We start from the raw sequence: 22,284 nt of genomic DNA on the forward strand, positions 1-22,284 counted from the left end.
AGGATGCCTGATGAAGACCGTTCGCGTGGCTTGCGCCCATGACTGCCCGGACATGTGCTCCCTCACCGCCGAAGTGGAGGACGGGCGCATCACCAGGATCTCGGGCGATCCGGACCAGCCCTTCACCGCCGGGTTCGCCTGCGCCAAGGTCAACCGCGATGCCGAGCTGGTGCATTCGCCGGAGCGCCTGCAGACCCCGCTGCGCCGCTCCGGCCCGAAGGGTTCCGGACAGTTCGTCCCGATCGGCTGGGACGAGGCCCTCGACGAGATCGAGACGAAATGGAAGGCGATCATCGCGGAGTCGGGTCCGCTCGCCTTGCTCGGCTACGCCTACAGCGCCCATCAGGGCCAGATGAACCGCCACATCGTCAACGGCCTGTTCCACGCCATGGGCACAAGCCGGCTTCAGGCAGGGACCGTCTGCGACAGCTGCTGCGAGACCGCCTGGGACCTGACGCTCGGACCCGTCGGCGGCGCCGATCCGGAATCGGTGGTGGAGTCCGATCTCGTCATCGCCTGGGGCTGCGATCTCATGGCGGTGAACGTGCATTTCTGGGCGAAACTCGAGGTCGCGCGCAAGCGGGGCGTCCAGGTCGTGGTCATCGACCCGCGCCGCAGCCGGACCGCCGCGAGCGCCGACTGGCACCTGCCGATCCGCATCGGCACCGATGCGGCCCTGGCGCTCGGTATCGTCCATATCCTCGTCCGCGACGGCCTCTGCGACCGTGACTATCTTGCTGCGAATACGCTGGGTTTCGAGCCATGGGAGCGTGAGATCGTGCCGCGTTTCACCCCGGCGCATGTCTCGCAGGTCACCGGGCTGCCCGTCGCCGATATCGAGAAGCTCGCTGCGATGTATGGCGCGGCGAAGCGCTCCTTCATCCGCATCGGCGAGGGGATGACGCGGCTGGCCCGCGGCGGCCAAGCGCTGCGCGCCGTCGCGACGCTGCCGGCCGTCACCGGCGCCTATGGCCGCCGCGGCGGCGGGGCGCTGCTGCTGACCGCAGGATCGATGGATTTCAATTTCTCCTCCGTCCGCAAGCCCTCCGGCCCGCCCGCGACGCGGCTGGTCAACCAGAGCCTGCTCGGCCGCGAATTGCTCGATATGAAGGATCCGCCGCTGCGTGGCCTCTTCATCGCGGCGAACAACCCCGCGGTCACCTGTCCGGAGGCCGGGAAGGTCCGCGAAGGACTGTCGCGCGAGGACCTCTTCACCGTCGTCCACGACCCGTTCATGACCGACACGGCGGCCTATGCCGACATCGTCCTGCCCTCGACGACCTATCTGGAAACCGAGGATTTCTACCGCGGCTACGGCAACTACTACATGCAATATGCGCCGGCCGCGATCGAGCCGCAGGGGCAGTCCTGGTCGAACTTCCGGCTCGCGCAGGAGCTGGCGCGCCGCATGGGCGTGACGGACCCGATCTTCTCCAAATCGCAGAAGGAGATCCTTCCGGAATTCTTCAAGGGTTCGACCGGTGCGGTTGCCGCCGTCGATCCGGCGAGCCTGTTCGACGGGGTTCCGGTCAAGGCAGCCCCGCCGGAGGGCCAGAGCTTCGCCACGCCTTCCGGCAAGCTCGAAATCTACTGCCAGGCGCTCGCCAACCAGGGCGTCTCGCCCATGCCGGACTGGCAGCCCGACGAACAGGAACAGGCCGACGCCGCGAAATGGCCGCTGCGCCTGCTCACCGCCCCATCCTACTTCCAGCCGCACACCGCCTTTTCCGGCGTGTCGTTCCTGCGCCGGCGCGAGGGAGAGCCCTTCTGCGTCATCCACCCTGAGGAGGCGTCCCGTCGTGGGCTCGAGAGCGGTGCCAAGGTCCGCCTGTTCAACGAGCGCGCCGCCATCGGCTTGCGGCTCAAGGTGGCCGACGACGTCCAGCCCGGCGTGATTCTGGTTCCGGGCCAGCGGCCGGGAAGCGAGGCCATCGACGGCACCGTCAACATGCTGTGCTCCGACCGTCTGACCGATATCGGCGAAGGCGCCTGCTACCAGAGCACCTTCCTCGACGTGGAGGCCTGGGAGCGAAGCGCCTGAACGGGGAAGGCGGGGAGCGGGAGAAGTCGCGATGGGCGCGAACGGCGATCTTGCGACCCTGGCGGCCCGTGAGATGGCCGCTTTGGTGCGCCACAGGCAGGCCTCACCGGTCGAGATCGTCGAAGACGTGCTTGTGCGCATCGCGGTTCTCGATCCGCGCCTCAACGCCTTCGCCGCGCTCGACGCCGAAGGAGCCCTGGCCGCCGCCCGCGCCGCCGAAGCCGCCGTGATGAGCGGCGCGCCGCTCGGTCCCCTTCATGGTGTCCCCGTCACCATCAAGGACGTCCAGGCGGTGGCGGGGCTGCCCACGCGGCGCGGTTCCCGCCTCACGGACGCGACGGTGGCAGCCGAAGATGCGCCCGCCGTGGCTCGGCTGCGTGCGGCCGGGGCCGTCATCCTCGGCAAGACCACCACCACCGAGCAGGGCTGGACCGCCGTCAGCACGAGCCCGCTGACGGGCTCCACCGACAATCCCTGGAAGCCCGGCTACACCGCAGGCGGCTCCTCCTCGGGGGCCGCCGCGCTCGCCGCCGCCGGCTGCGGCCCTCTGCATCTGGGCACCGACGGCGCCGGCTCGGTGCGGCTGCCCGCGCATTTCTGCGGGGTGGTCGGCTTCAAGCCGACCTATGGCATGGTGCCTTATGTGCCGGTGCCCAACAACGGCGCCTTGTCGCATATCGGGCCGATCGCCCGCGACCCGGCCGATGTCGAACTGATGCTCGAGGTGATGACCGGTCCCCACCCCGCCGATCACACGACTCTGCCCGGGGGCTTCCGCGCCGCTGAAGCTCCAGCGGATCTCTCCGGTCTGCGGGTCGCTTTCAGCCCCGATCTCGGCCATGCCCGCGTCGATCCGGATGTCGCCGAGGTTGTCGCCAGGGCCGCTCGCCTCCTGGCGGGGCTCGGGGCGCACGTCGAACAGGTCGAGCCGCCTTGGGGTACCATGGGCCCGGACCTCATCCGGGCGCTCTGGCCAGCGCCTCTTTTCCCCTACGCGCCGGCCGACGAGGCTGCGGAGACCGCGACCGATCCGGGTCTGATGGCCTGTCTGCGCGAGACGGGTGCCGTCTCATGGCCGGTCCTGCATGCAGCCCAGACCCGCCGGAATGCCTATGCGAGTGCGATCGGGCGCTGGTTCGCCGAAGGCTGGGACCTGCTGCTGACGCCCTCGGCCTCCGTCGCGGCCTTCCCGCATGGGCGGCAAGTGCCGGACCATTGGCCGGCCCATGGCTGGGATTGGCTGAGCTGGGCCGAATTCTCCTACCCGTTCAACCTGGCGCACTGCCCGGCCGTTTCCGTCCCCTGCGGCCTGACGGCCAGCGGCTTGCCGGTCGGCCTCCAGATCGCCGGGCCGCGCCTGTCCGATGCCCGGGTCATGAGCGCCGCGCGCGCCTTCCTCGCCGCTTCACCCGCGCCCGTCTGGCGGAGCCGGCTGCCTTCATAGCTCCGGAAACGCTCCCGCCATCTGATCGGAGCGCGTGTGGCGGATCGTGCCCCATAGCGCGGCGCAGCCGGTCGGCACGGTCCCGCCGTCGATGATGTGCTCGGTGCCGGTGATCGCGCCGGCGCGGTCCGAGACCAGGAACGCGATCAGGCTGGCGACCTCGTCCGGCCGCGCCGGGCGCCCGAGGGGGATGCCGCCGAGCCCGTCCATGATGATCGTCTTTCCGCCCTCGTAATCGGTGCCCGCCTTCTGCGCCACGCGCTCGACGAACCGGGTCGCGGCCTCGGTCTCGATCCAGCCGGGCGAGACCCGCAGGACACGCACGCCTCTGGGCGAGACCTCCTTGGACAGCGCCTTGCTGTAGGCGGAAAGCGCCGCCTTGGCCGCGGCATAGGCCGTCGTCGATTCCGGCAGAGGCAGAAGCCGCTGGATCGACGTGACATGGATGACGACGCCGCTTGCGCGCGCCACCATGTCCGGCAGGAGCAGGCGGTCGAGGCGAACGGCCGGCAGAAGATTGTGGGCCAGTTCCTTCTGCCACTCCTCCTCCGTGAGCGCCGCAAATCCGCCGGCCGGGGCGGACGAGCCTCCCAGCATGTGGACGAGGATATCGACGCCGCCGAGGCGCTCGGCAACGGCGTCGGCGACCGTTCTCGCGCCGTCTTCGGTGGTCAGATCGGCCGGGACGAAAAGGTCGTCCGGCAGCGTATCGGGTCGTGAGCGGGCGCTCGTCAGCACTGTCGCGCCGAGTTCGCGAAACAGCGCGACCGTGGCCGCGCCGGCGCCCCTGGTGCCCCCCGTGATCAGGGCACGTTTGCCCTCGAGCGAGATGAAGCCGGTCATCACGCGATCTCCAGGTGTGCGATCGCGTCGTTCGCGACGGTGAAGGTGAGGAGCAGGGTCACCGGGCTGCCGGGGAAGTCGCCGCTGACACGGGTGCGGACCCGCGTGACGTCGCCGGTCGTGGTCGCGTCGAGCAGCGCGTTGACATGCGGGGTCTTCCGCTTCGCCTCGATCCACCAGCTGCGGATGGCATCGAGCCCGGCATGACGATGGCGCTCGTCCTCGACAACCGCCTCCGGTGAGAAGGTCGCCATCAGCGCCGCGGCGTCGTCGCGCTGATCGGCCTCGAAATAGGCCCGGATGCAATTCGGCAGGTCCATCTTGTGCCTCCACTCGACCAACAATGGTCTGATGCGACCTAAGATAGGCCTCGACGATTGTTCTGATAAGCGGGATACTGCGGGATGGAGAGATGAAAGAATCGGGACAATGGATCGGTTGGCCGTCAATGACCTGGAGGCGGTTCTGGCGATCGCGCGCAAGGGCGGCTTCCGTGCGGCGGCCGTCGATCTCGGCCTCTCGGCCACAGCGCTCAGCCATGCGATCGGCAAGCTCGAAGCGGATCTGGGCGTGCGCCTGTTCAACCGCACGACCCGGAGCGTCTCGCTGACCGAGGCAGGCCGCCTCTTCGTCGAGCAGGTCGGCCCGACGCTGCAGGACATGCGCAGCGCGCTGGACAGCGTCAGGTCGCACAGCGAGACGCCGTCGGGCACGATCCGGATCAACGCCGCGCCGTTCGCCGCGCGCGAGATCATGTCGCCGCTCGTCGTCGCGTTCCTGCGACGCTATCCCGACATGACCGTCGACATCGTCACCGAGGGCCGACTGGTCGACGTCGTCAGCGAGGGATTCGATCTGGGCGTGAGGGTCGCGGGCCTCGTGCCCAGCGATATGATCGCCGTGCCGCTTGGTCGCCCGCAGCGTTATGCGGTCGTCGGATCACCGGGCTATTTCGAGCGCCACGGCAAGCCACGGGTTCCGCCGGACCTTCTCCGTCATATCTGCATCCGCGTGAGATTGCCGGATGGCGGGCTGTTTCGCTGGCGCTTCGAGAAAGACGGGGAGATCGCTCAGCTGGAGGTCCGCGGCCCGATCATTCTGGACGAAGGCAGCCTCGCACGGATCGCCGCCCGCGAGAGCATCGGCATCGGCTTCTTCCTCGAGCAGGACGTCCTCGCCGACATCGCAAGCGGCGATCTCATCCGCATCCTGGACGATTGGACGCCCCCCTACCCCGGGCTCTGCCTCTACTACCCCGGCCGCCGAAACCTTTCGGCCGGCATGAAGGCCTTCCTGACTCTCGCGCGAGAGATCGCCGCGCGTGAGCGTCCTGAGTGATGAACGCCCCTGCGCCACTGCGCTTACCGGAAAGGCGCCGGAGTTGGCCGGCAGCGCCTGGCACGATGAGCAGGCCAATCGAAGGTCCGCTTGAGGGCGACCGGCTTGTGTCCGCAGTCGGCGCATGCAGGCGATCGTCGGCGAGAAGCCCAATGGATGCTGCAACACCTGCCCAAATCGCGCGATGCTGGAGGGTCTGCATTCAGGCGGGCTGCGCGTAACCCTGTGCCGAGGCCTCCCGATCCCAGTGCGAGAGAAGGTCATAGGCGCTGATATCCACCGGCCTGAACTCCTGCAGCAGCAGGCGATGACGCGCCGCTGCCAGTGCCGGTGACTGCCCGGCGGCGAGGAAGGCCTCACGCAGCGGGACTGTCACCGTTTCGGGGCAGGTCGGCGCGGCGACGATGAAAGGGATGGGCGCCGGAGCCGTCGTCGCGACGCTGCGCAGCCGATGGGCCGGATCGGCCGGGTCGAGGCGCATCAGGTCGAAGGCATAGGAATCGAGCGGGCCGATGTCGATCGCTCCAGAAAGCAGCGCGTTCACCACCCCGCGCGGCGTATGGAGCGGCCCGATGCTCTCGGCATAGAGCGCGGGGCGCTCTGCGGAGCGGTGGCTCAGCAGATGATGGCGGGGCGCGTTGAAGCCCGATTGGGATTCCTCGATCGTGTAGCCGATACGGTGGCCGAAGGTCGCCTCCAACGTCTCGAAAGGGCCTCTCCCGAGCACGACGAGATCGGTCATGTAGCGGGCCGTGCCGCCATAGCGCGCAGGCAACGGCACCGGCGCGACCAGAGGAACGGGCCTGGGCTGCGCCCGCAGCCAAGGACGACCGCACATGAAACCCGCCCCCAGATCGGCCCGTGTCCACAATTCGGCCATGGGCAGGCTGGTCGGATGCGCGATCGTCGCAAGGTTGACGCCGCTCTGCTGCGCCACCCACTCGAAAATCTCGGTCCAGGCCGCCGTGGCGTCGGCCGTGACGGAATACATCCGCGCATTGGCGACCCAGCTCATGCGGCTTCGTTCCCGCCGCCAAGGATCGCCTCGCGCGAGACATGACCGATCACGGCGCCGTCGGCCGCGGCGACGTTGACTCCCGGGGCGCTGGAGCCAATCAGCCGCGCCAGCGCTTCGCGCAGCGAACCTGACGAGTTCATGACCGGGGCGCCCGGCAGCACTCCGGGTTGGAGAACGCTTCCGACGGTCCGCAGGCTCAGCCGTTTCAGCGCCCGGTCCGGGCCGACGAAGCTTTCCACGAACGGGTCCGCCGGCGCGGCGAGAATCTCGTCCGGCGTCGCATATTGGACCAGGTGCCCGTCACGCATGATCGCCACGCGGTCGCCCATCTTCATCGCCTCGTCGAGATCATGCGTGACCATGACGATGGTCTTGCGGACGCGCTTGAGGATCTCCTTGAACTCGTCCTGGAGGCGCTCGCGGGCGATGGGGTCGATCGCGCCGAAGGGCTCGTCCATCAGCATCACCGGCGGATCGGCCGCCAGGGCCCGCGCTACGCCGACGCGCTGACGCTGCCCTCCCGACAGGCGATGCGGCATCATCGCGCGGAAACGCTCCGGCTCGAGCCCGACGAGGGAGAGGAGTTCGTCGATGCGCGCGTCCGTCCTGGCGCGTGTCCAGCCCAGCAGCTTCGGCACCGTCGCGATGTTCTCCGCCACCGTCATGTGCGGGAACAACCCGATCTGCTGGATGACATAGCCGATGCGCCGGCGCAGCAGCACCGGATCGAGCCCGGTGACGTCCTGCCCCTCGATGAAGATGCGGCCCGATGTCGGCTCGATCATGCGGTTGATCATCCGCATCGTCGTGGTCTTGCCGCAGCCGGAGGGACCGATGAGGGCCGTCGTCGTGCCCTCCGGCATCTCGATCGAGACATCGTCGACCGAGGGCCTGGGGGAGGCGCCGAAGCGCTTCGTGATGCCTTCGAGCCTGATCATCGCGCGCTCGCCCCCTCGTGAACGTTCCGGAACAAGCGCCGCTCAGCGAAGCCCAGCAGGATCTCGACGCCGAGCGCCAGAACCGCGATCGGTATCGCACCGGCCAGAAGCCGCTGCTGGTCCATGACCGCAATCCCGGCGGTGATGAAGTCGCCGAGGCCGCCGCCCCCGATGAAGGCTGCGAGCGTCGCGCCCGAAATGACCTGGATCGCGGCGGTGCGCATGCCCGCGAAGATCGCCGGCGCCGCCAGCGGAAGCTGAACCTTGCGCAGGATCTGGCCGCGCGTCATGCCCATTCCGGCCGCCGCATCGACGAGATCGGGATCGACCTCGCGCAGGCCGACATAGGTGTTGAGCAGGATCGGCGGCAGCGCCAGCACCACCAGGGCGACCACCGACGGCACGAGGCCGATGCCGAGAATCGGCAGGGCGGCGGCCAGAATGGCGAGGCTCGGAATGGTCCGCAGCGTGTTGACGAGATTGATCACGACAGCGGCGAGCCGCTCGCGGCCGAGCACCGCGATGGCGAGCGGAATGCCGATGGCCAGCGCAAGACCGAGCGACCACAGGCTCATTTCGGCGTGCTGGAGCAGCGCGGTCCGCATCAGCGACCAGTTGGTGGCGACCCAGGCGAAGGTTCCGGCGAGCAGCGTCATCTCAGTTCGCCCGCCCGCGCCGGATGCGCCGCTCGACACGGGTCAGCGCGAAATCGGCGATCACCGCCATGGCCGAGGCCAGCAGGCCCCCGGTCAGGATCTTCTCGGGATAACGCTGGTCGATGCCGGCGAAGATGATGGTCCCCAGCCCGCCGGCGTTGATGTAGGCCGCGACGGTCGCGATGCCGATCACCGTGATCGTCGCGATGCGGACGCCGGAAATAATCAGCGGCATGGCCAGCGGCAGCTCGATCCTCAACAGGCGCCGCCAGGGGTCGTAACCCATGCCAGTGGCGGCATCGAGCACCTCCGGCGGCACGGAGCGGATGCCGAGCGCGACGTTGCGGATGAGCGCGAGCAGGCAATAGGAGACGAGGCCGACGACCGCCGGCTTGAAACCGAGGCCGAGCAGCGGGATCAGCAGCGCGAACAGCGCCAAGCTCGGCACGACGAAGATCGCGCCCGTCAGGAACATGATGACGGCATAGAGCCGCGGCCGGCGGGCGCTGTAGATGCCCAGCACCAGCGAGATGGCGAAGGCGATCGCGACCGACACCACGACCAGCAGCATGTGCTCCCACAGCGCCTCGGCGATCTCGGGAAGATGCGTCGGGACCCAGCGCAGCATCACACGTCCTTCCCCGCGACAGCGAGGGTGAAGGCACCCGTAGCGATCAGCGCGTCGAGCGCTTCGATGTCGGGCGTGGCCGGCCGGTCTTCGGACAGCCCCGCGACGGCTGAGCGCACGATCCGGTGGATCTGCGCCGTGCCGGCCCCCAGAGCGATGCCGGTGCGCAGATCGACCGCCTGGGCCGCGACCATCAGTTCGACGGCGACCAGCAGCCTCAGCCTCTCGACGATGACCGCGGTCTTCTCGACGACGGCCGTCGCCATGGTGGCATAATCCTCGACCCGGTCGGCCACGGGAACGACGAAGGCCGGCATCGGATTCGAACGGTGCTGGATGTCCGCGACCAGAGCCGAAACGGTTTTCTGCACGGTCGCATAGCCGTTCCGGCCGTTCTGGAGCGGGCTCAGGAAGCGTGGCAGCTCGCTCGAGGCAGGCGACATCAGCTTCATCACCCGCTCGCCGATCATCGCGGCGCTGCGGGCAAGCGCGAGACCCAGGGTTTCGAAGGCGAGCGTCAGATGCGTCGTGTCGAAATTCGCATTCGGCAAAGAGACGCCTTCGGCCAGAATGGCGGGATTGTCGTCGCTGCTGCCAAGTTCGATCTCGGTGATGCGGCGCGCAGCATCGAGCGCAACCCGCATGGCGCCCAGGACCTGCGCGACGCAGCGGAAGCTCAGCGGATCCTGCAGGCGGCGCGCAGCGCCCTGCCCGACGAGGTCTCCGCCCTCGAACTGGCGGCCCAGGGCAGCGGCCACCTCGTCCTGGCCCGGCAAGGGCCTGAGGCGCAGCGCCTCGGCAGCGAGCGGCGCGAGAGAGCAGCGATAGGCCTCGAAGGACAGTGAGCAGGCGGCGATGGCCGCCGAAAACACGAGTTCCGCATCGGCCACGCAAAGCGTGGCCAGCCCGACCGATGCCGCGTTGGAGGAGACCAGAGCGAGCCCGTCCTTACCGGCAAGCCCCACCGGCTTCAGCCCGGCCTGCGCCAGCGCTTCGGCGCCCGGGACGATATGCCCGTCGACGATCGCCTGGCCCTGCCCGCTGAGAACCGCCGCGATGGCCGCGAGGGGTGCAAGATCACCTTCGCCGAGCGAGCCGATCATCGGAACGACCGGGCGAACATCATGGGCGAGCAGATCGAGCAGGCCGCGGCTTGCGGCAAGGCTCGCGCCCGAACGGCCTTGCGCCAGCCGCGCGGCTCGCACGGCGGCGATGGCCCGCCATTCGCGCAAGGTCGCAGAGCGCCCGACTCCGACGCAGCGCGCCAGCGGCACCCGCATCTGTACGCCGTCGTCATGGGTCAGCGTGGTATCGACCGCCGCGCCGAGCCCGGTGGTGACGCCATAAATGCGCTCGCCGGCCTGGGCCAGCCGGCCGAGCGCATCGGCGGATGCGGCGATGCGCGCTTCGGCGGCCGGAGCAAAGGCGGCCACGCGCCGTCCATCCGCAATATCGGCGATATCGCTGATGGTGACGAGCGACGCTCCGAGCAGAACGGGCGGCGACATCGCGAGCGCTCCAGACGCGGGCTTACTTGATGACGCCCTTCTCCTTCAGAAAGGCCTTGGCCACATCCTTCGGCTCCTCGCGGTCTTTCTCGACCTTGGCGTTGAGCTTGCGCATCGTGTCGTTGTCGAGCATCGCCGACAGGGCATCCAGCGTTTCGGCGAGTTTGGGGTTGGCGGCGAGCGCATCCTGCCTGACGACGGGAGCGACGAAATAGGGCGGGAAGAGACCCTTGTCGTCGTCCAGCGGCACGAGCTTGCCGTCTGCGATCTGCCAGTCGGTGGCGAAGCCGTTGGCGACATCGATCTGCTTGGCCGCGAGCGCGTCGTAGCGCAGGCCGAGCTTGGCGAACTGCCGGAACTCTTTGAACTCCGCTCCATAGGTCGCCTTCAGCCCCGGCAGGCCGTCCGCGCGCTCGCTGAATTCCGGGCCGGCGCCGAGCACCAGATTGGACGCGGCCTTCCCGAGATCGCTCAGCGTCTTCAGTTTGTAGGTCGCAGCAGTTTCCGGACGGACCAGCAGCGCATAGCCGTTGTTGATCGCGTCAGGCTTCAGCCAGGTGATCTTGAAGTTCTGCTCGTAGAAGGTCTTGACCTCGTTGTAGACGGCGGTCGGGTCGCTCTGGATCTTGCCCTTCACCACCGAGATCAGGGCGGTGCCGGTATATTCCGGATAAAGGTCGATCTCGCCTGCGGTCAGCGCCTGATGGGCGATCAGCGTGCCGCCGAGATTGATCTTGCGGGTGACCTTCATCCCGGCGTTCTCGAGCGCCGCGGCGTAGATCTCGGCCAGCACATATTGCTCGGTGAAGTTCTTGCTGCCGACTTTCACGGTCTGCGCCGAGGCGGGCGCTGCAACGCCCGCAAGGACGATCGCGGCGGCCGCCGCGCCCAGCATCTTGAACATCTTCATGACCCCTCTCCTTTTTCGTTTTCGGTAGTGCTCGACGTTATGCGGACGACCGCTCAGGCATAGCGCAGGCGCTGGCCGATCTTCATCGCGCGCGCCTTCTCCAGCATGGCATGGCCGAGCGCGATGTCGGAGAGCGACAGGCCGCGATGCCAGAACAGGTTGGTTTCGTCGTCGCTCGTCCGGCCCGGCTTGAGGCCAGCGACGATCTGGCCGAGTTCGGCATGGAGCGTCGCCTCGGACAGCTTTCCGGCCTCCACATGCGCGCGCAGGCTGCCGAACTTGCCGCCCTTGCACTGGCCCCAGTCGTCGACGACGAGCTTGTTCATGATGTCCGTCAGCGAGAGCTCCACCGCGCTCATGGTGCCGTAGGGCACGACGAAGGCGCCCTTCTTGATCCATTCGGTCTTGAGCATCGGCGTCGGCTCGGACAGGCGCGAGGCCTCGACCACGATATCGGCGCCCGCCACGCAGCTGTGCCAGTCCTCCGTCGCGACCACCGTTTTTCCGAGGTCGCGGCTGAGCTTTTCGGCGAAGGCGTTGCGGCTCTCGGGCCGGCGCGAATGCACCCGGATCTCATCGAAATCGAAGAGGTGGTCGAGCAGCCTGACATTCCAGTAGGCGGTGCCGCGCGCGCCGATATGGCCGAGGACCTTCGAGCCCTTGCGGGCCAGATATTTCGCCCCGATCGCCGTCACCGCGCCGGTGCGCATGTCGGTGATGCCGCTTGCATCGAGGAATGCCTTGGGGATACCGGTCCGCGGATCGAGCAGAAGCAGCGTCGCCAGCTCCGAGGGAAGACCGAGCTTGTAGTTGTCGACGAAGTCGCCGACGACCTTCACGCCCGCGCTGTCGATCGGCTCCTTCAAGGCTCCGCGCAGCACATTGAAATGCCCGTCGGCAACGCCCGGCTCCAGATGCACGCGCGGCTCGATGACCGCCTCGCCGCGGCCCTGGGTGGCCAGGCTGGTCTCGATCGCCGCGAGGATCTCGGCGTCGGTCATGGCGAGCTCTTCGACATCGAGCCGATTGAGGAAATCGATGTAGATCGGCTTCATGGCGGCTGTTCCCGTTCCCTTATCTCTCGATTATGTACATACAAATAGCGGTCGAGAAAGGGGATATTTTCGACGACTGACGAAACTTTCGGCACACCTTGCCCGCGCCGCGAGCAACTGCCGCTCGCCTTCGGTGGAGCCGCCTCCGTACCTCGTCGATCGCGGCCCCGGACGGAGGATGCCGGTTGGCGATCCCCGAAGGTTCGTCGTATGGCGGGATGATCGTCCGTGACGGCATGCGGTGAAAACGGGCCGCGGAGAGCAGATCCAGAGATGATGTCAGGCTCCAGGACGGCACAGGCCTCGACATTGTACCGCCGCATCCGCAGCGAGATCGAGGACAACATCATCTCCGGGCGTTGGCCGCCGGGATATCGCGTTCCGTTCGAGCACGAGCTGGTCCAGCAGTTTTCCTGCTCGCGCATGACGGTGAACCGGGTGATGAGCGACCTGGCGGCGGCGGGCCTGGTGGAGCGCAAGCGGAAGGCCGGCAGCGTCGTCGCGAGGCCCAGGGTGCAGCAAGCCCTGCTGGACGTGCCGGACCTCAAGGCCGAGGTCGAGAACAGCGGCGATTCCTATGGCTATGAACTCCTATTCCGGCAGCGGGTGGCGGCACGTCGGCCCGAGGCCGAACGGCTGGGCGTGGCGATCAAGACTCCGGTTCTGGCACTGCGATGCAGGCACCGACGCGATGGCAGGCCCTTCGCCGTCGAGGACCGCCTGATCAACCTCGCCGAGGTGCCGGAGGCGGAACAGCAGGACTTTTCATTGCTGCCCCCCAATACCTGGCTCGTCGGACAGATTCCATGGACGGAGGCGGAGCACCGCATCTCGGCGAACAATGCGGACAGGGAGATCGCGCTGCTACTGGGCATCGATGCCGGCTCGGCGTGCCTGAACCTGTCGCGGAGAACCTGGCGCGGGGGGAACAGCATCACCGCGGTGACGATCACCCATCCCGGAGACTGCTACCAGCTGTTCGCCCGTTTCGCGCCATCGAAACTCTGAAGCCTCAAAGCACCGGACCGAACAGGACGAGCCCTCTCCGGGAAGATCCGATGCTCCAGCATCAGCGTAAAGCATCGCGACCGCGTCGGTTCGGACGCACGATTGTCGCGAACGCACAATCCGGCGATCCGAAATCCGTGGTCGACGTATGATCCAGGACTGCGTCGAAGCCATCAAAGTGGCTCATCCGCTCACATGGAGAGCCTGGAGCATCAGCGATGACCGAAAGCGTCCAGGCGGGAGCCACCCCGTCGCCCCAGACAACGCTCGACACCTTGTCGAGCCTGCATGACTGGCGGCGCCGGATCTCCGACCTCTATTCAGCGGTGCGGGCGATGCCTCCCGCCGAGGGCTGGGCTCACTGGCGGCAGGTTCGCGATCGGTTGTTCGGCGGGCACGCGCAGTCGCCGCTGGACGCCGGCCGGCGCGCTCATTTTCAGACTCTGAACTACTTTCCCTACGATCCGGCCCTGCGTTTCGAAGTGGCGCTGGGCCCGGCCTCGGACCTGGACGTCATCGACATCGAACTCGGCAGGGACGGCCGCATGAGGCTCACGCCTTATGCGCTGACGCGCGGGCTGCGCGAGCGGCTCGGTGCAGAGCTCACGCTCTACTGGATCGAGGGGTATGGCGGCGGGGTCTTCGTTCCCTTCGGCGATGCGACGAACGCGAAGGAGACCTTCGCCGGCGGGCGCTATCTGCTCGACACCATCAAGAGCGCGGATCTCGGCCAATCCGGCGACGGCCAGATGATCTTCGATTTCAATTTCGCCTATTATCCGTCCTGTGCCTATTCGGAAGCCTGGGTGTGTCCGCTCTCGCCTTCCGAAAATCGCTTGCCGGTTCCGATCCGCGCCGGCGAACGCACGACTCCTTTTTGAGGAACAGAGGCCTGCGGTATCTCGGGGGAGTGGTCGCGCGCTGTGCTGCCAAGGCAAAAACGAGCCGCCTCAGACGACCCAGAAGCCGCATCAGCAGCAGCCGATCCCGCGGCATGGTCTGCCGTTGCTGCGCGGTCACGCCCTGCGTCTCTCCCATCCCAGACTCGTCCGGGTTGCGGGATGAGCGCTTGGTCAGAGTGGCGTGTCAGCCTCGCGCCAGATCAAGACGACGCCACCTGCTTCGTCCTCCCGACCGATCCAAAAGCGGAGATGGTCGATGTCGATAAGTTCGCTCACGCGACTGTCCTGGTGTTTTCGTCCAGAGGCTTGTGCTCGCCGATGCGAGGTACCGGCCCATAAGCCCGTCCCTGCCCTTCGACGATCGGAGCAGGCGCGGGCAGAGAGACCGGGCCGGCCGGCGTCTCGACGGTCATGCGGCGCAAATGCGGGTGGGCCGAGAGCGCAGCCATGTCGTTGACCGAGGCGAAGGCTATATCGGCATGCGTCAGCGCTTGGACAGCCTCCCCGGCATCCATTCGGGCGAAAGCGGCCGCCACCAGGGCGTCAGTCTCGCCCCGGCGGCGCACCCTCATCACATTGCTGCAGAAGCGCGGGTCGCGGGCCAGCGCGGCATCGCCGAGGAACTCGTCGCAGAGCTTCGCCCATTCCCGCTCGCTCTGGATCGAGATCAGGATCGGCTTGCCGTCGCGCGTTGTGAAGACGCCATAGGGCGCGATCGAGGGGTGGGCGAGCCCGACGCGCTGCGGCGGCTTGCCCGCCTCGGCGTGGAGCAGCGGCACCGCCGACCAGTCGGCCATGACATCGAACATCGAGACGCGGATATCGGCGCCCTGCCCCGTGATGCCGCGCCCGATCAGGGCTTCCAGCACGGCGGCGTGGGCCGTGGCTCCGGTGGCGATATCGACGATCGAGATGCCGACGCGGGCCGGCCCTTCCGGCCCGCCGGTGATCGAGGCCAGGCCGGATTCCGCCTGGATCAGCAGGTCATAGGCCTTGCGATCGGCGAGCGGGCCGGTCTCGCCATAGCCGCTGATCGAGCAGCAGATCAGACGCGGATGACGCTGGCGGAGCGCTTCGGGCGCAAAGCCGAGGCGGCCGAGCGCGCCGGGCTTGAGGTTCTGCACCAGCACGTCCGCCCTGGCGATCAGCTCGCCGAGCTGCGCCTTGCCTGCCGGTGTGGCGAGATCGACCACCAGCGATTCCTTGCCGCGATTGAGCCAGACGAAATAGCTGGACTGGCCCCTGGCGACATCGTCGTAGCCGCGGGCGAAATCGCCCTCCGGCCGCTCGATCTTGATGACGCGGGCTCCGGCATCGGCCAGGCGCGAGGTGCAGAAGGGCGCTGCGACCGCCTGCTCGACAGCGACGACGAGCAGCCCTTCCAGAGGCCGGTGGGAGGCCGTCATCAGAACGACCTCGGCAGGCCGAGGATATGCTCGGCGACATAGGAGAGGATCAGGTTCGTCGAGATCGGCGCGACCTGATAGAGCCGCGTTTCCCGGAACTTGCGCTCGACATCGTAATCGCATGCGAAGCCGAAGCCGCCATGGAATTGCAGGCAGGCGTTCGCCGCCTCCCAGGAGGCCTTGGCCGCGAGGTATTTCGCCATATTCGCCTGGCTGCCGCAGGGTTCGCGCGCATCGTAGCGGCGGCAGGCCTCGAAGCGCATCAGGTTTGCAGCCTCGATCTCGATGAAGGCCTCCGCGATCGGGAACTGCACGCCCTGGTTCTGCCCGATCGGGCGGCCGAACACGATGCGATCCTTGGTGTAATCCGTCACCTTGTCGATGAACCAGTAGCCGTCGCCGATACATTCGGCGGCGATCAGCGTGCGCTCGGCGTTGAGCCCGGTGAGGATATATTTGAAACCCTGCCCCTCCTCGCCGATCAGGTTCTCGGTGGGGATTTCCAGATCGTCGAAGAAGAGTTCGTTGGTCTCGTGGTTGACCATGTTTAGGATCGGGCGAACCTCCAGCCCCTTGCCGACCGCCTCGCGCAGGTCGACAAGGAAGATCGACATGCCCTCCGACTTCCTCGTAACCTGATCGAGCGGCGTGGTGCGCGCCAGCAGGATCATCAGATCCGAATGCTGGACACGGCTGATCCACACCTTCTGGCCATTGATGACATAGCGATCTCCCTTCTTCACGGCCGTGGTTTTGATCCGGGTCGTGTCTGTGCCGGTGGTCGGCTCGGTGACGCCCATGGATTGCAGGCGCAACTCGCCCGTCGCGATCTTCGGCAGGTAACGCCGGCGCTGCTCTTCCGAGCCGTGCCGGATGAGCGTACCCATATTGTACATCTGCCCGTGGCAGGCGCCGGAATTACCTCCGGCCCGATTGATCTCCTCCATGATGACCGATGCCTCGGCAAGGCCGAGCCCGGAGCCGCCATAGTCTTCCGGGATCAGCGCCGCCAGCCAGCCGGCCTTGGTCAGCGCCTCGACGAAAGCGTCAGGATAGCCGCGCGCCTCGTCGATCTTGCGATGATATTCGGCGGGAAACGCCGCGCACAACCCGCGGACCGCTTCCCTGATCTCGTCAAACCCCTGCCCGGCCGTCGTCTGCATCAATCCAATCTCCGATGCGCGATTGTAAGCGTCTTCGTTCACTCCTGGAACGCGACCTCTCGTCGGCTGCGCAGTGACGGGAGGACCAGCATCACGAGGAGCAGCACCGCAATGACCGGCAGGCTCGCGCTGATCGGTCGCGTCACGAAGACCATCGGGTCTCCCCGCGAGAGCAGCATGGCACGACGCAAGTTCTCCTCCATGAGGGGACCGAGCACGAAACCCAGCGCAAGCGGCGCCGGTTCGCAGCCGAGCCTGATCAGGGCGACCCCGAGCAGCCCGAGCAGAGCCGTCATCCCCACGTCGAACGTGCTGTTGTGAACGCTGTCGACGCCGGGCAATTCGGCAAGCGGCCGAGCCGAGTAGCGACGCGGCCATGGACCATGCGTCATCATCCGGCCCATGCGGGAGCAGACCGCTTCCGTTTTAACCCTCCGCTAACCATACGAGATGGCAAATCGCAGGGAGAGCCGGGGCTGCTGCCCGGCGATTCGGCGGGCGTGACGAGGCGCCCTCAAGTGCCGGGGGGCATGATGGCGGTCGCTGCATCTGATCGGGTTTCCACGGTCTCCAGAGCGAGCGCGCATCGCCGCCGATCCGTCTGCGCCGGGCTGCGGGCCGCGATGCTGGGCAGCGCCGCCCGGCGCGCCCTTTTCGCTGCCGGCCTCCCGGTCCTCCTGCTGGCGCAGGCTGTGCCGTTGGCGGTGGCGCAGGCGGCGGACGTGACCATCAACACGACGACGACTGGCGCGAATGGAGCGAACGGGGCGGATGACTTGTCGGCGCCGGGGAATGGCGCCGCAGGCCTCGTAGGCTACCAGTATGGCCAGACCGGGACCGTGACCGTCAATCAGGCCGTAACGGGCGGCGCGGGCGGCGCTGGTGGCTCAGGTGCATCCAACTGGGGTACGGGTGGCACAGGGGGCACGGGCCTGGAAGTCACCCTGGGAGGAACGGCGGCGATCAATGCGACTGTCTCCGGTGGCTCCGGCGGAACGGGGGGCCGCGACGCTTTTACCAATCAGATCGAAGGTGATGACGGCGCGGGCGGCGCGGGCCTGGTCTTTACGAATGGCGGCACCGCCCTCATCTCAGCGACGGTCAGGGGCGGGCAGGGTGTCAGCCCGGGTGTCGCCCGAGGTGGCGCGGGCATCGTCGGCGCCGGCCTGACAGTGAGGCTCGGCGCCAGCGCGACCGTTGCCGGCGGCCGTGACGTCAACAACTTGTATCAAAGTGCGTCTTTGGTCTTCACGGGCGGAGACAACATCCTGTCGCTCCAGGCCGGCGCGATCCTGACGGGCGGCATCTCGCTCGGCACCAACACCACGACGCTCCAGTTCGACCAATCGAACGACTATACCTTGGTCAATAACATCTCCGGCGGCGGTTCGGTCAGCATCACCGGCGGCGGAGTCCTGACCCTGACCGGAAACACCAGCCACACGGGTGGGACGACGATCAGCGCCGGCGCGCTCCGCGTCGGCAATGGCGGCGTGCTCGGCACCATCGCCGGCAATGTGGTCAACAACGCCGCCCTGATCTTCGACCGCTCCGACGCGACCAGCTTCTCAGGCGCGATCTCGGGCACTGGGTCGGTCACCAAAGAGGGCCTGGGCGCGCTCACCCTGACCGGGACCAACAGCTATGCGGGCGGAACAACGATCAATAGCGGCACGCTTCGCGTCGGCAATGGTGGCACCAGCGGCTCCATCACAGGCAATGTCGTGAACAACGGCGTCCTCGCCTTCGACCGCTCCGACACGACCAGCTTCGCAGGCGCGATCTCGGGCACCGGATCGCTCACCAAAGACGGCCTTGGCACGCTCACCCTGACCGGGACGAACAGCTATGCGGGCGGAACAACGATCAATAGCGGCACGCTCCGGGTCGGCAATGGTGGCTCCAGCGGCTCCATCACGGGCGATGTCGTGAACAACGGCGTCCTCGCCTTCGACCGCTCCGACACGACCAGCTTCGCCGGCACGATCTCAGGCACCGGATCGCTCACCAAAGACGCCTTGGGCGCGCTCACCCTGACGGGAACGAACACCTATACCGGCGGGACGACGATCGCCAACGGCTCGCTCCGCGTCGGCAATGGTGGCACCAGCGGCTCCATCGCCGGCAATGTCGTGAACACCGCCGTCCTGATCTTCGACCGCTCCGACGCGACGAGCTTCGCTGGCGCGATTTCAGGCGTCGGCAGGGTCGCCAAGAACGGCGCTGGCACGCTGACCCTGACCGGGACGAACAGCTATACGGGTGGGACGGTGATCAATGCCGGCACGCTCCGTGTCGGCAATGGCGGCACGAGCGGCGCCATTATCGGCGAAGTGTGGAACAACGGCGTCCTCGCCTTCGACCGCTCCGACACGACGAGCTTCGCTGGCGCGATTTCAGGCACCGGCTCGGTCAGCAAGAACGGCACGGGCACGCTGACGCTGACGGGGACGAACACCTACACGGGCGGGACGACGATCAACGCCGGCGCGCTCCGCATCGGCGATGGCGGCACGAGCGGCTCCATTACTGGCGATGTCGTGAACAACGGCACACTCGCCTTCGTCCGCTCCGACTCAATAAGCTTCGGCGGTACGATCTCCGGCACGGGCGGCTTGGGCAAGGGCGGCGTCGGCACACTCACTTTGACCGGCGGGAACACTTTTACGGGTGGTACGGTCATCGTCGATGGAACGCTACAGATCGGCGACGGCGGTACGAGCGGCTCGATTCTGAGCGACGTGGTGAATCTCGGAACGCTCGCCTTCAATCGCTCCGATACGACGAGCTTCGCCGGCGTCATTTCAGGGAATGGCGGTGTCAGCAAGATCGGCGCGGGCAAGCTGACCCTGACCGGCACCAGCACTTATACCGGTCCCACCTCGGTCTCGGCCGGCACGCTCTCCGTCAACGGCTCGATCGCGTCCTCATCCAGCGTAACGGTGAATCCCGGCGGTACGCTCGGCGGTTCGGGCACGGTGGGCACCACGACGATCGCCGGCGGCACGCTGGCGCCGGGCAATTCGATCGGCACGCTTTCGGTCGCCGGCAACCTGTCCTTCAGCGCCGGCTCGACCTATGCGGTAGAGGTCTCGCCCTCGGATTCGGACCGGGTCAACGTCAGCGGCACGGCGACGCTGGGCGGAGCGACGGTGGCGGCGTCCTTCGCCGCCGGAATTTATGTCGCCAAGCAGTACACCATCCTCAACGCGACGGGTGGGGTGAGCGGCACCTTCGGCAGCAAGGTCGATACCAATCTGCCCTCGGGATTCAAGTCCAGCCTCGGCTACGACGCCAACAACGCCTATCTCAACCTCGCGCTGGATTTCACGCCGGCTCCGACAGCCGCGCCGACGGCAGCTCCCGCCCCCGCATCCACCGCCGCGGTGCCCCCCACGCCCGCGCCGACCTCGCCCATTCCCAATCGCGGCCTCAACCCGAACCAGACCGCCGCCGCCAACGCCCTGACACAGTTCTTCGACCGCACGGGCGGGATTCCGGTCGTCTTCGGCAGCCTGACGCCGGCGGGCCTGTCGCAAGCCGCCGGCGAGCCCGCCACCGGCACGCCGCAGACCAGCGTCAACGCGATGGGGCAGTTCATGGCGACGCTCGCGGATGTCTCGCCGGAGGGGCGCGGGGTCTCGATCGCTCCGGGGCCCACCGGCTTCGCAGGCTACTCGTCCTCGAGCGGCAAGGGAAGTGACCTCCCCGCCAAGCAGCTGCCTCTGGCCGCGGACCCCGATGCTTGGCGCTGGAGCGTCTGGGCCGGCGGCTTCGGCACGGCGCAGTTCGTCGGGGCCGATGCCGGAGCGGGCACGGCCGCCAGCACCAACCGCATCTACGGCGCCATCGCGGGCGCCGATTACCGGATCTCGCGGGATACGATCGCCGGCTTCGCGCTCGGCGGCGGGGCCACCAGCTTCAACACCTACGGGCTGGGCTCGGGCTCGTCGGATCTGTTCCAGGCCGGCGCCTTCATCCGCCAACGCTTCGGCGCGAGCTATGTCAGCGCCGCGCTCGGCTATGCCTGGCAGGATGTCACGACGGACCGCTCGATCACCGGCGCCGATCATCTCCAGGCCCGCTTCAACGCCAACACCTGGTCGGGGCGGGTCGAGGCCGGTCATCGTTTCGGGTGGGCCGCCTTCGGCGTCACGCCCTATGCCGCCGCCCAAGTCACCACGGTCGCGCTGCCCGGCTACAGCGAGACCGCGCTGACCGGCACCTCGCCCTTCGCGCTGAGCTATGCCGGCCGGGACACGACGCGGACGCGCAGCGAACTCGGCCTGCGCGCCGATGCGGACCTCGCCGTCGCCCATCTGCCGCTGAAACTGCAGGGCGGCATTGCCTGGGTCCACAATTACACCATCGGCAACAGCGCGATCGCGACCTTCCTGGGCCTGCCCGGCGCCACCTTCTCGGTCAATGGCGCAGCGCTCGACCGCAACGCCCTGCGCACGACCGCCTCGGCCGAACTCACCCTCGGCAAAGGCCTCTCGCTCGCCGCCCTCTTCGAAGGCGAGTTTGCCGCCAACTCCCGCAGCTTCGGCGGCAAGGGCGCGCTCCGCTACAGTTGGTAAAGCCCCTCGCTGTGCCAAGCAGGACCTCGAAGGCGCTCATTCCCGCATGCGATCGGCAGCCGCCCCCGCAGCAGCCGGAACTGCACACGGGACCGTTCTGCGCGCTTCATGCTCGACGAAGTCGCTATCTGACGTCCCGATAACAGCCTGTCACGCGGGGCGGGGTCCGATCGTCTCGCCATGGGACACGCGCTCGGGCGCGCCGTGGACCATGGTATAGGCGTAGTCGATGCCCATGCCATAGGCGCCGGAGTGCTCCTTGGCGATCGCGACCACGGCGTCATAGGTCTCCTTGCGGGCCCAGTCGCGCTGCCATTCTAGCAGCACCTGCTGCCAGGTCACCGGCACCACGCCGGCCTGCACCATCCGGTCCATGGCGTATTTATGCGCATCGGCCGAGGTGCCGCCGGAGGCGTCGGCGACCATGTAGATCTCGTAGCCGCCCTCCAACATCGCACAGAGCGCGAATGTGGTGTTGCAGACCTCGGTCCAGAGCCCCGCGACGACGACCTTCTTGCGACCATTGGCGGCGAGCGCGTCGCGAACGTTCTGGTCGTCCCAGGAATTCATCGATGTGCGCTCGAGGATCTTGTTCTGCGGGAACACCGCGAGCAGTTCGGGATAGGTGTGGCCTGAGAAGCCCTTGGTTTCGACGGTCGTGATGGTGGTGGGGATATCGAAGGTCTTGGCCGCCTTGGCGAGGCCGACGACGTTGTTCTTCAGCACCTGCCGGTCGATCGACTGCACGCCGAAGGCCATCTGGGGCTGCTGGTCGATGAAGATAAGCTGGCTGTTCTGCGGGGTCAGGACTTCGAGATGGGACATGATGTTCTCCTCTTGGAATTC

General features: G+C 67.4%; 18 protein-coding genes and 1 pseudogene. 6 read left to right on the forward strand and 13 right to left on the reverse strand.

Features of this window, described 5'->3' with window-relative positions; translation table 11 throughout:
* The first annotated feature begins 10 nt into the window (after nucleotides 1–10).
* Both ACOJTB_RS18515 and ACOJTB_RS18520 read left to right on the forward strand, forming a co-directional pair.
* Nucleotides 11–2,041 (forward strand): molybdopterin-containing oxidoreductase family protein, encoded by a 2,031-nt coding sequence (locus ACOJTB_RS18515; protein WP_420103995.1) that lies wholly within the window; start codon nucleotides 11–13, stop codon nucleotides 2,039–2,041.
* Nucleotides 2,042–2,072: 31 nt separating this feature from the next.
* Nucleotides 2,073–3,485: an amidase family protein gene (locus ACOJTB_RS18520; RefSeq protein WP_420103996.1), complete on the forward strand. Its 1,413-nt coding sequence runs from the start codon at nucleotides 2,073–2,075 to the stop codon at nucleotides 3,483–3,485.
* Between the two features lie 69 nt (nucleotides 3,486–3,554).
* On the opposite strand, the pseudogene ACOJTB_RS18525 reads toward ACOJTB_RS18520, so the two are convergent.
* A pseudogene (locus ACOJTB_RS18525) lies at nucleotides 3,555–4,328 on the reverse strand (SDR family oxidoreductase); the annotation flags it as partial.
* Nucleotides 4,328–4,648 (reverse strand): nuclear transport factor 2 family protein, encoded by a 321-nt coding sequence (locus ACOJTB_RS18530; protein WP_420103997.1) that lies wholly within the window; start codon nucleotides 4,646–4,648, stop codon nucleotides 4,328–4,330. The pseudogene ACOJTB_RS18525 and the gene ACOJTB_RS18530, both read right to left, overlap by 1 nt.
* Nucleotides 4,649–4,757: 109 nt before the next feature.
* On the opposite strand from ACOJTB_RS18530, the gene ACOJTB_RS18535 reads away from it, so the two are divergent.
* Nucleotides 4,758–5,666: a LysR family transcriptional regulator gene (locus ACOJTB_RS18535; protein WP_420103998.1), complete on the forward strand. Its 909-nt coding sequence runs from the start codon at nucleotides 4,758–4,760 to the stop codon at nucleotides 5,664–5,666.
* 202 nt (nucleotides 5,667–5,868) lie between these two features.
* Here the strand turns inward: ACOJTB_RS18535 and ACOJTB_RS18540 are convergent, their stop codons facing one another.
* The 7 genes from ACOJTB_RS18540 to ACOJTB_RS18570 are packed head-to-tail and all read right to left on the reverse strand — an operon-like array spanning nucleotide 5,869 to nucleotide 12,379.
* Nucleotides 5,869–6,681, reverse strand: coding sequence for a phosphate/phosphite/phosphonate ABC transporter substrate-binding protein (locus ACOJTB_RS18540; protein ID WP_420103999.1), 813 nt, complete (start codon nucleotides 6,679–6,681; stop codon nucleotides 5,869–5,871).
* Nucleotides 6,678–7,622 (reverse strand): ABC transporter ATP-binding protein, encoded by a 945-nt coding sequence (locus tag ACOJTB_RS18545; RefSeq protein WP_420104000.1) that lies wholly within the window; start codon nucleotides 7,620–7,622, stop codon nucleotides 6,678–6,680. The genes ACOJTB_RS18540 and ACOJTB_RS18545 overlap by 4 nt, the downstream gene beginning before the upstream one ends.
* Entirely contained in the window at nucleotides 7,619–8,278 is a 660-nt protein-coding gene (locus tag ACOJTB_RS18550; RefSeq protein WP_420104001.1) for an ABC transporter permease, read from the reverse strand. Before ACOJTB_RS18550 ends, ACOJTB_RS18545 begins: the two co-directional genes overlap by 4 nt.
* Nucleotide 8,279: 1 nt before the next feature.
* The gene (locus ACOJTB_RS18555) at nucleotides 8,280–8,903 is read right to left on the reverse strand and encodes an ABC transporter permease (RefSeq protein WP_420104046.1); all 624 of its coding nucleotides are present in this window, start codon (nucleotides 8,901–8,903) and stop codon (nucleotides 8,280–8,282) included.
* Between the two features lie 2 nt (nucleotides 8,904–8,905).
* On the reverse strand, nucleotides 8,906–10,414 hold the full coding sequence (locus ACOJTB_RS18560; protein ID WP_420104002.1) for an HAL/PAL/TAL family ammonia-lyase: 1,509 nt from the start codon (nucleotides 10,412–10,414) through the stop codon (nucleotides 8,906–8,908).
* Between the two features lie 22 nt (nucleotides 10,415–10,436).
* Nucleotides 10,437–11,324 carry a glycine betaine ABC transporter substrate-binding protein gene (locus ACOJTB_RS18565; protein WP_420104003.1) on the reverse strand — a complete coding sequence of 296 codons (888 nt, stop codon included), beginning with the start codon at nucleotides 11,322–11,324 and terminating at the stop codon, nucleotides 10,437–10,439.
* Nucleotides 11,325–11,377: 53 nt separating this feature from the next.
* Nucleotides 11,378–12,379 carry an ornithine cyclodeaminase family protein gene (locus ACOJTB_RS18570; protein WP_420104004.1) on the reverse strand — a complete coding sequence of 334 codons (1,002 nt, stop codon included), beginning with the start codon at nucleotides 12,377–12,379 and terminating at the stop codon, nucleotides 11,378–11,380.
* A gap of 273 nt (nucleotides 12,380–12,652) precedes the next feature.
* Here ACOJTB_RS18570 and hutC point away from each other — a divergent pair, with 273 nt between their 5' ends.
* Both hutC and ACOJTB_RS18580 read left to right on the forward strand, forming a co-directional pair.
* The gene (hutC, locus tag ACOJTB_RS18575; RefSeq protein ID WP_420104047.1) at nucleotides 12,653–13,387 is read left to right on the forward strand and encodes a histidine utilization repressor; all 735 of its coding nucleotides are present in this window, start codon (nucleotides 12,653–12,655) and stop codon (nucleotides 13,385–13,387) included.
* 218 nt (nucleotides 13,388–13,605) lie between these two features.
* Nucleotides 13,606–14,268 carry a DUF1684 domain-containing protein gene (locus ACOJTB_RS18580; RefSeq protein ID WP_420104005.1) on the forward strand — a complete coding sequence of 221 codons (663 nt, stop codon included), beginning with the start codon at nucleotides 13,606–13,608 and terminating at the stop codon, nucleotides 14,266–14,268.
* Between the two features lie 293 nt (nucleotides 14,269–14,561).
* Here ACOJTB_RS18580 and ACOJTB_RS18585 read toward each other — a convergent pair whose 3' ends face one another.
* The 3 genes from ACOJTB_RS18585 to ACOJTB_RS18595 are packed head-to-tail and all read right to left on the reverse strand — an operon-like array spanning nucleotide 14,562 to nucleotide 17,262.
* Nucleotides 14,562–15,695, reverse strand: a complete 1,134-nt coding sequence (locus tag ACOJTB_RS18585) for a CaiB/BaiF CoA transferase family protein (protein ID WP_420104006.1) — start codon at nucleotides 15,693–15,695, stop codon at nucleotides 14,562–14,564.
* Nucleotides 15,695–16,858 (reverse strand): acyl-CoA dehydrogenase family protein, encoded by a 1,164-nt coding sequence (locus ACOJTB_RS18590; RefSeq protein ID WP_420104007.1) that lies wholly within the window; start codon nucleotides 16,856–16,858, stop codon nucleotides 15,695–15,697. The genes ACOJTB_RS18585 and ACOJTB_RS18590 overlap by 1 nt, the downstream gene beginning before the upstream one ends.
* Nucleotides 16,859–16,896: 38 nt before the next feature.
* Nucleotides 16,897–17,262: a hypothetical protein gene (locus ACOJTB_RS18595; protein ID WP_420104008.1), complete on the reverse strand. Its 366-nt coding sequence runs from the start codon at nucleotides 17,260–17,262 to the stop codon at nucleotides 16,897–16,899.
* A gap of 219 nt (nucleotides 17,263–17,481) precedes the next feature.
* Between ACOJTB_RS18595 and ACOJTB_RS18600 the strand changes: the two genes are divergently transcribed.
* The gene (locus tag ACOJTB_RS18600; protein ID WP_420104009.1) at nucleotides 17,482–21,438 is read left to right on the forward strand and encodes an autotransporter outer membrane beta-barrel domain-containing protein; all 3,957 of its coding nucleotides are present in this window, start codon (nucleotides 17,482–17,484) and stop codon (nucleotides 21,436–21,438) included.
* A gap of 150 nt (nucleotides 21,439–21,588) precedes the next feature.
* On the opposite strand, the gene ACOJTB_RS18605 is transcribed toward ACOJTB_RS18600, so the two are convergent.
* Nucleotides 21,589–22,263 (reverse strand): hydrolase, encoded by a 675-nt coding sequence (locus ACOJTB_RS18605; RefSeq protein WP_420104010.1) that lies wholly within the window; start codon nucleotides 22,261–22,263, stop codon nucleotides 21,589–21,591.
* Between the last annotated feature and the right edge of the window lie 21 nt (nucleotides 22,264–22,284).

The organism is Allobosea sp. (assembly GCF_048595345.1).
Classification (GTDB): Bacteria; Pseudomonadota; Alphaproteobacteria; order Rhizobiales; family Beijerinckiaceae; genus Allobosea.

Bases quoted from the DNA above. Each gene is read 5' to 3' on its own strand.
- ACOJTB_RS18590 (WP_420104007.1), bottom strand. From the start codon at position 16,858: ATGCAGACGACGGCCGGGCAGGGGTTTGACGAGATCAGGGAAGCGGTC.
- ACOJTB_RS18595 (WP_420104008.1), bottom strand. From the start codon at position 17,262: ATGGGCCGGATGATGACGCATGGTCCATGGCCGCGTCGCTACTCGGCT.
- hutC (WP_420104047.1), top strand. From the start codon at position 12,653: ATGATGTCAGGCTCCAGGACGGCACAGGCCTCGACATTGTACCGCCGC.
- ACOJTB_RS18545 (WP_420104000.1), bottom strand. From the start codon at position 7,622: ATGATCAGGCTCGAAGGCATCACGAAGCGCTTCGGCGCCTCCCCCAGG.
- ACOJTB_RS18605 (WP_420104010.1), bottom strand. From the start codon at position 22,263: ATGTCCCATCTCGAAGTCCTGACCCCGCAGAACAGCCAGCTTATCTTC.
- ACOJTB_RS18515 (WP_420103995.1), top strand. From the start codon at position 11: ATGAAGACCGTTCGCGTGGCTTGCGCCCATGACTGCCCGGACATGTGC.
- ACOJTB_RS18530 (WP_420103997.1), bottom strand. From the start codon at position 4,648: ATGGACCTGCCGAATTGCATCCGGGCCTATTTCGAGGCCGATCAGCGC.
- ACOJTB_RS18535 (WP_420103998.1), top strand. From the start codon at position 4,758: ATGGATCGGTTGGCCGTCAATGACCTGGAGGCGGTTCTGGCGATCGCG.
- ACOJTB_RS18570 (WP_420104004.1), bottom strand. From the start codon at position 12,379: ATGAAGCCGATCTACATCGATTTCCTCAATCGGCTCGATGTCGAAGAG.
- ACOJTB_RS18520 (WP_420103996.1), top strand. From the start codon at position 2,073: ATGGGCGCGAACGGCGATCTTGCGACCCTGGCGGCCCGTGAGATGGCC.
- ACOJTB_RS18550 (WP_420104001.1), bottom strand. From the start codon at position 8,278: ATGACGCTGCTCGCCGGAACCTTCGCCTGGGTCGCCACCAACTGGTCG.
- ACOJTB_RS18580 (WP_420104005.1), top strand. From the start codon at position 13,606: ATGACCGAAAGCGTCCAGGCGGGAGCCACCCCGTCGCCCCAGACAACG.
- ACOJTB_RS18565 (WP_420104003.1), bottom strand. From the start codon at position 11,324: ATGAAGATGTTCAAGATGCTGGGCGCGGCGGCCGCCGCGATCGTCCTT.
- ACOJTB_RS18540 (WP_420103999.1), bottom strand. From the start codon at position 6,681: ATGAGCTGGGTCGCCAATGCGCGGATGTATTCCGTCACGGCCGACGCC.
- ACOJTB_RS18560 (WP_420104002.1), bottom strand. From the start codon at position 10,414: ATGTCGCCGCCCGTTCTGCTCGGAGCGTCGCTCGTCACCATCAGCGAT.
- ACOJTB_RS18600 (WP_420104009.1), top strand. From the start codon at position 17,482: ATGCTGGGCAGCGCCGCCCGGCGCGCCCTTTTCGCTGCCGGCCTCCCG.
- ACOJTB_RS18585 (WP_420104006.1), bottom strand. From the start codon at position 15,695: ATGACGGCCTCCCACCGGCCTCTGGAAGGGCTGCTCGTCGTCGCTGTC.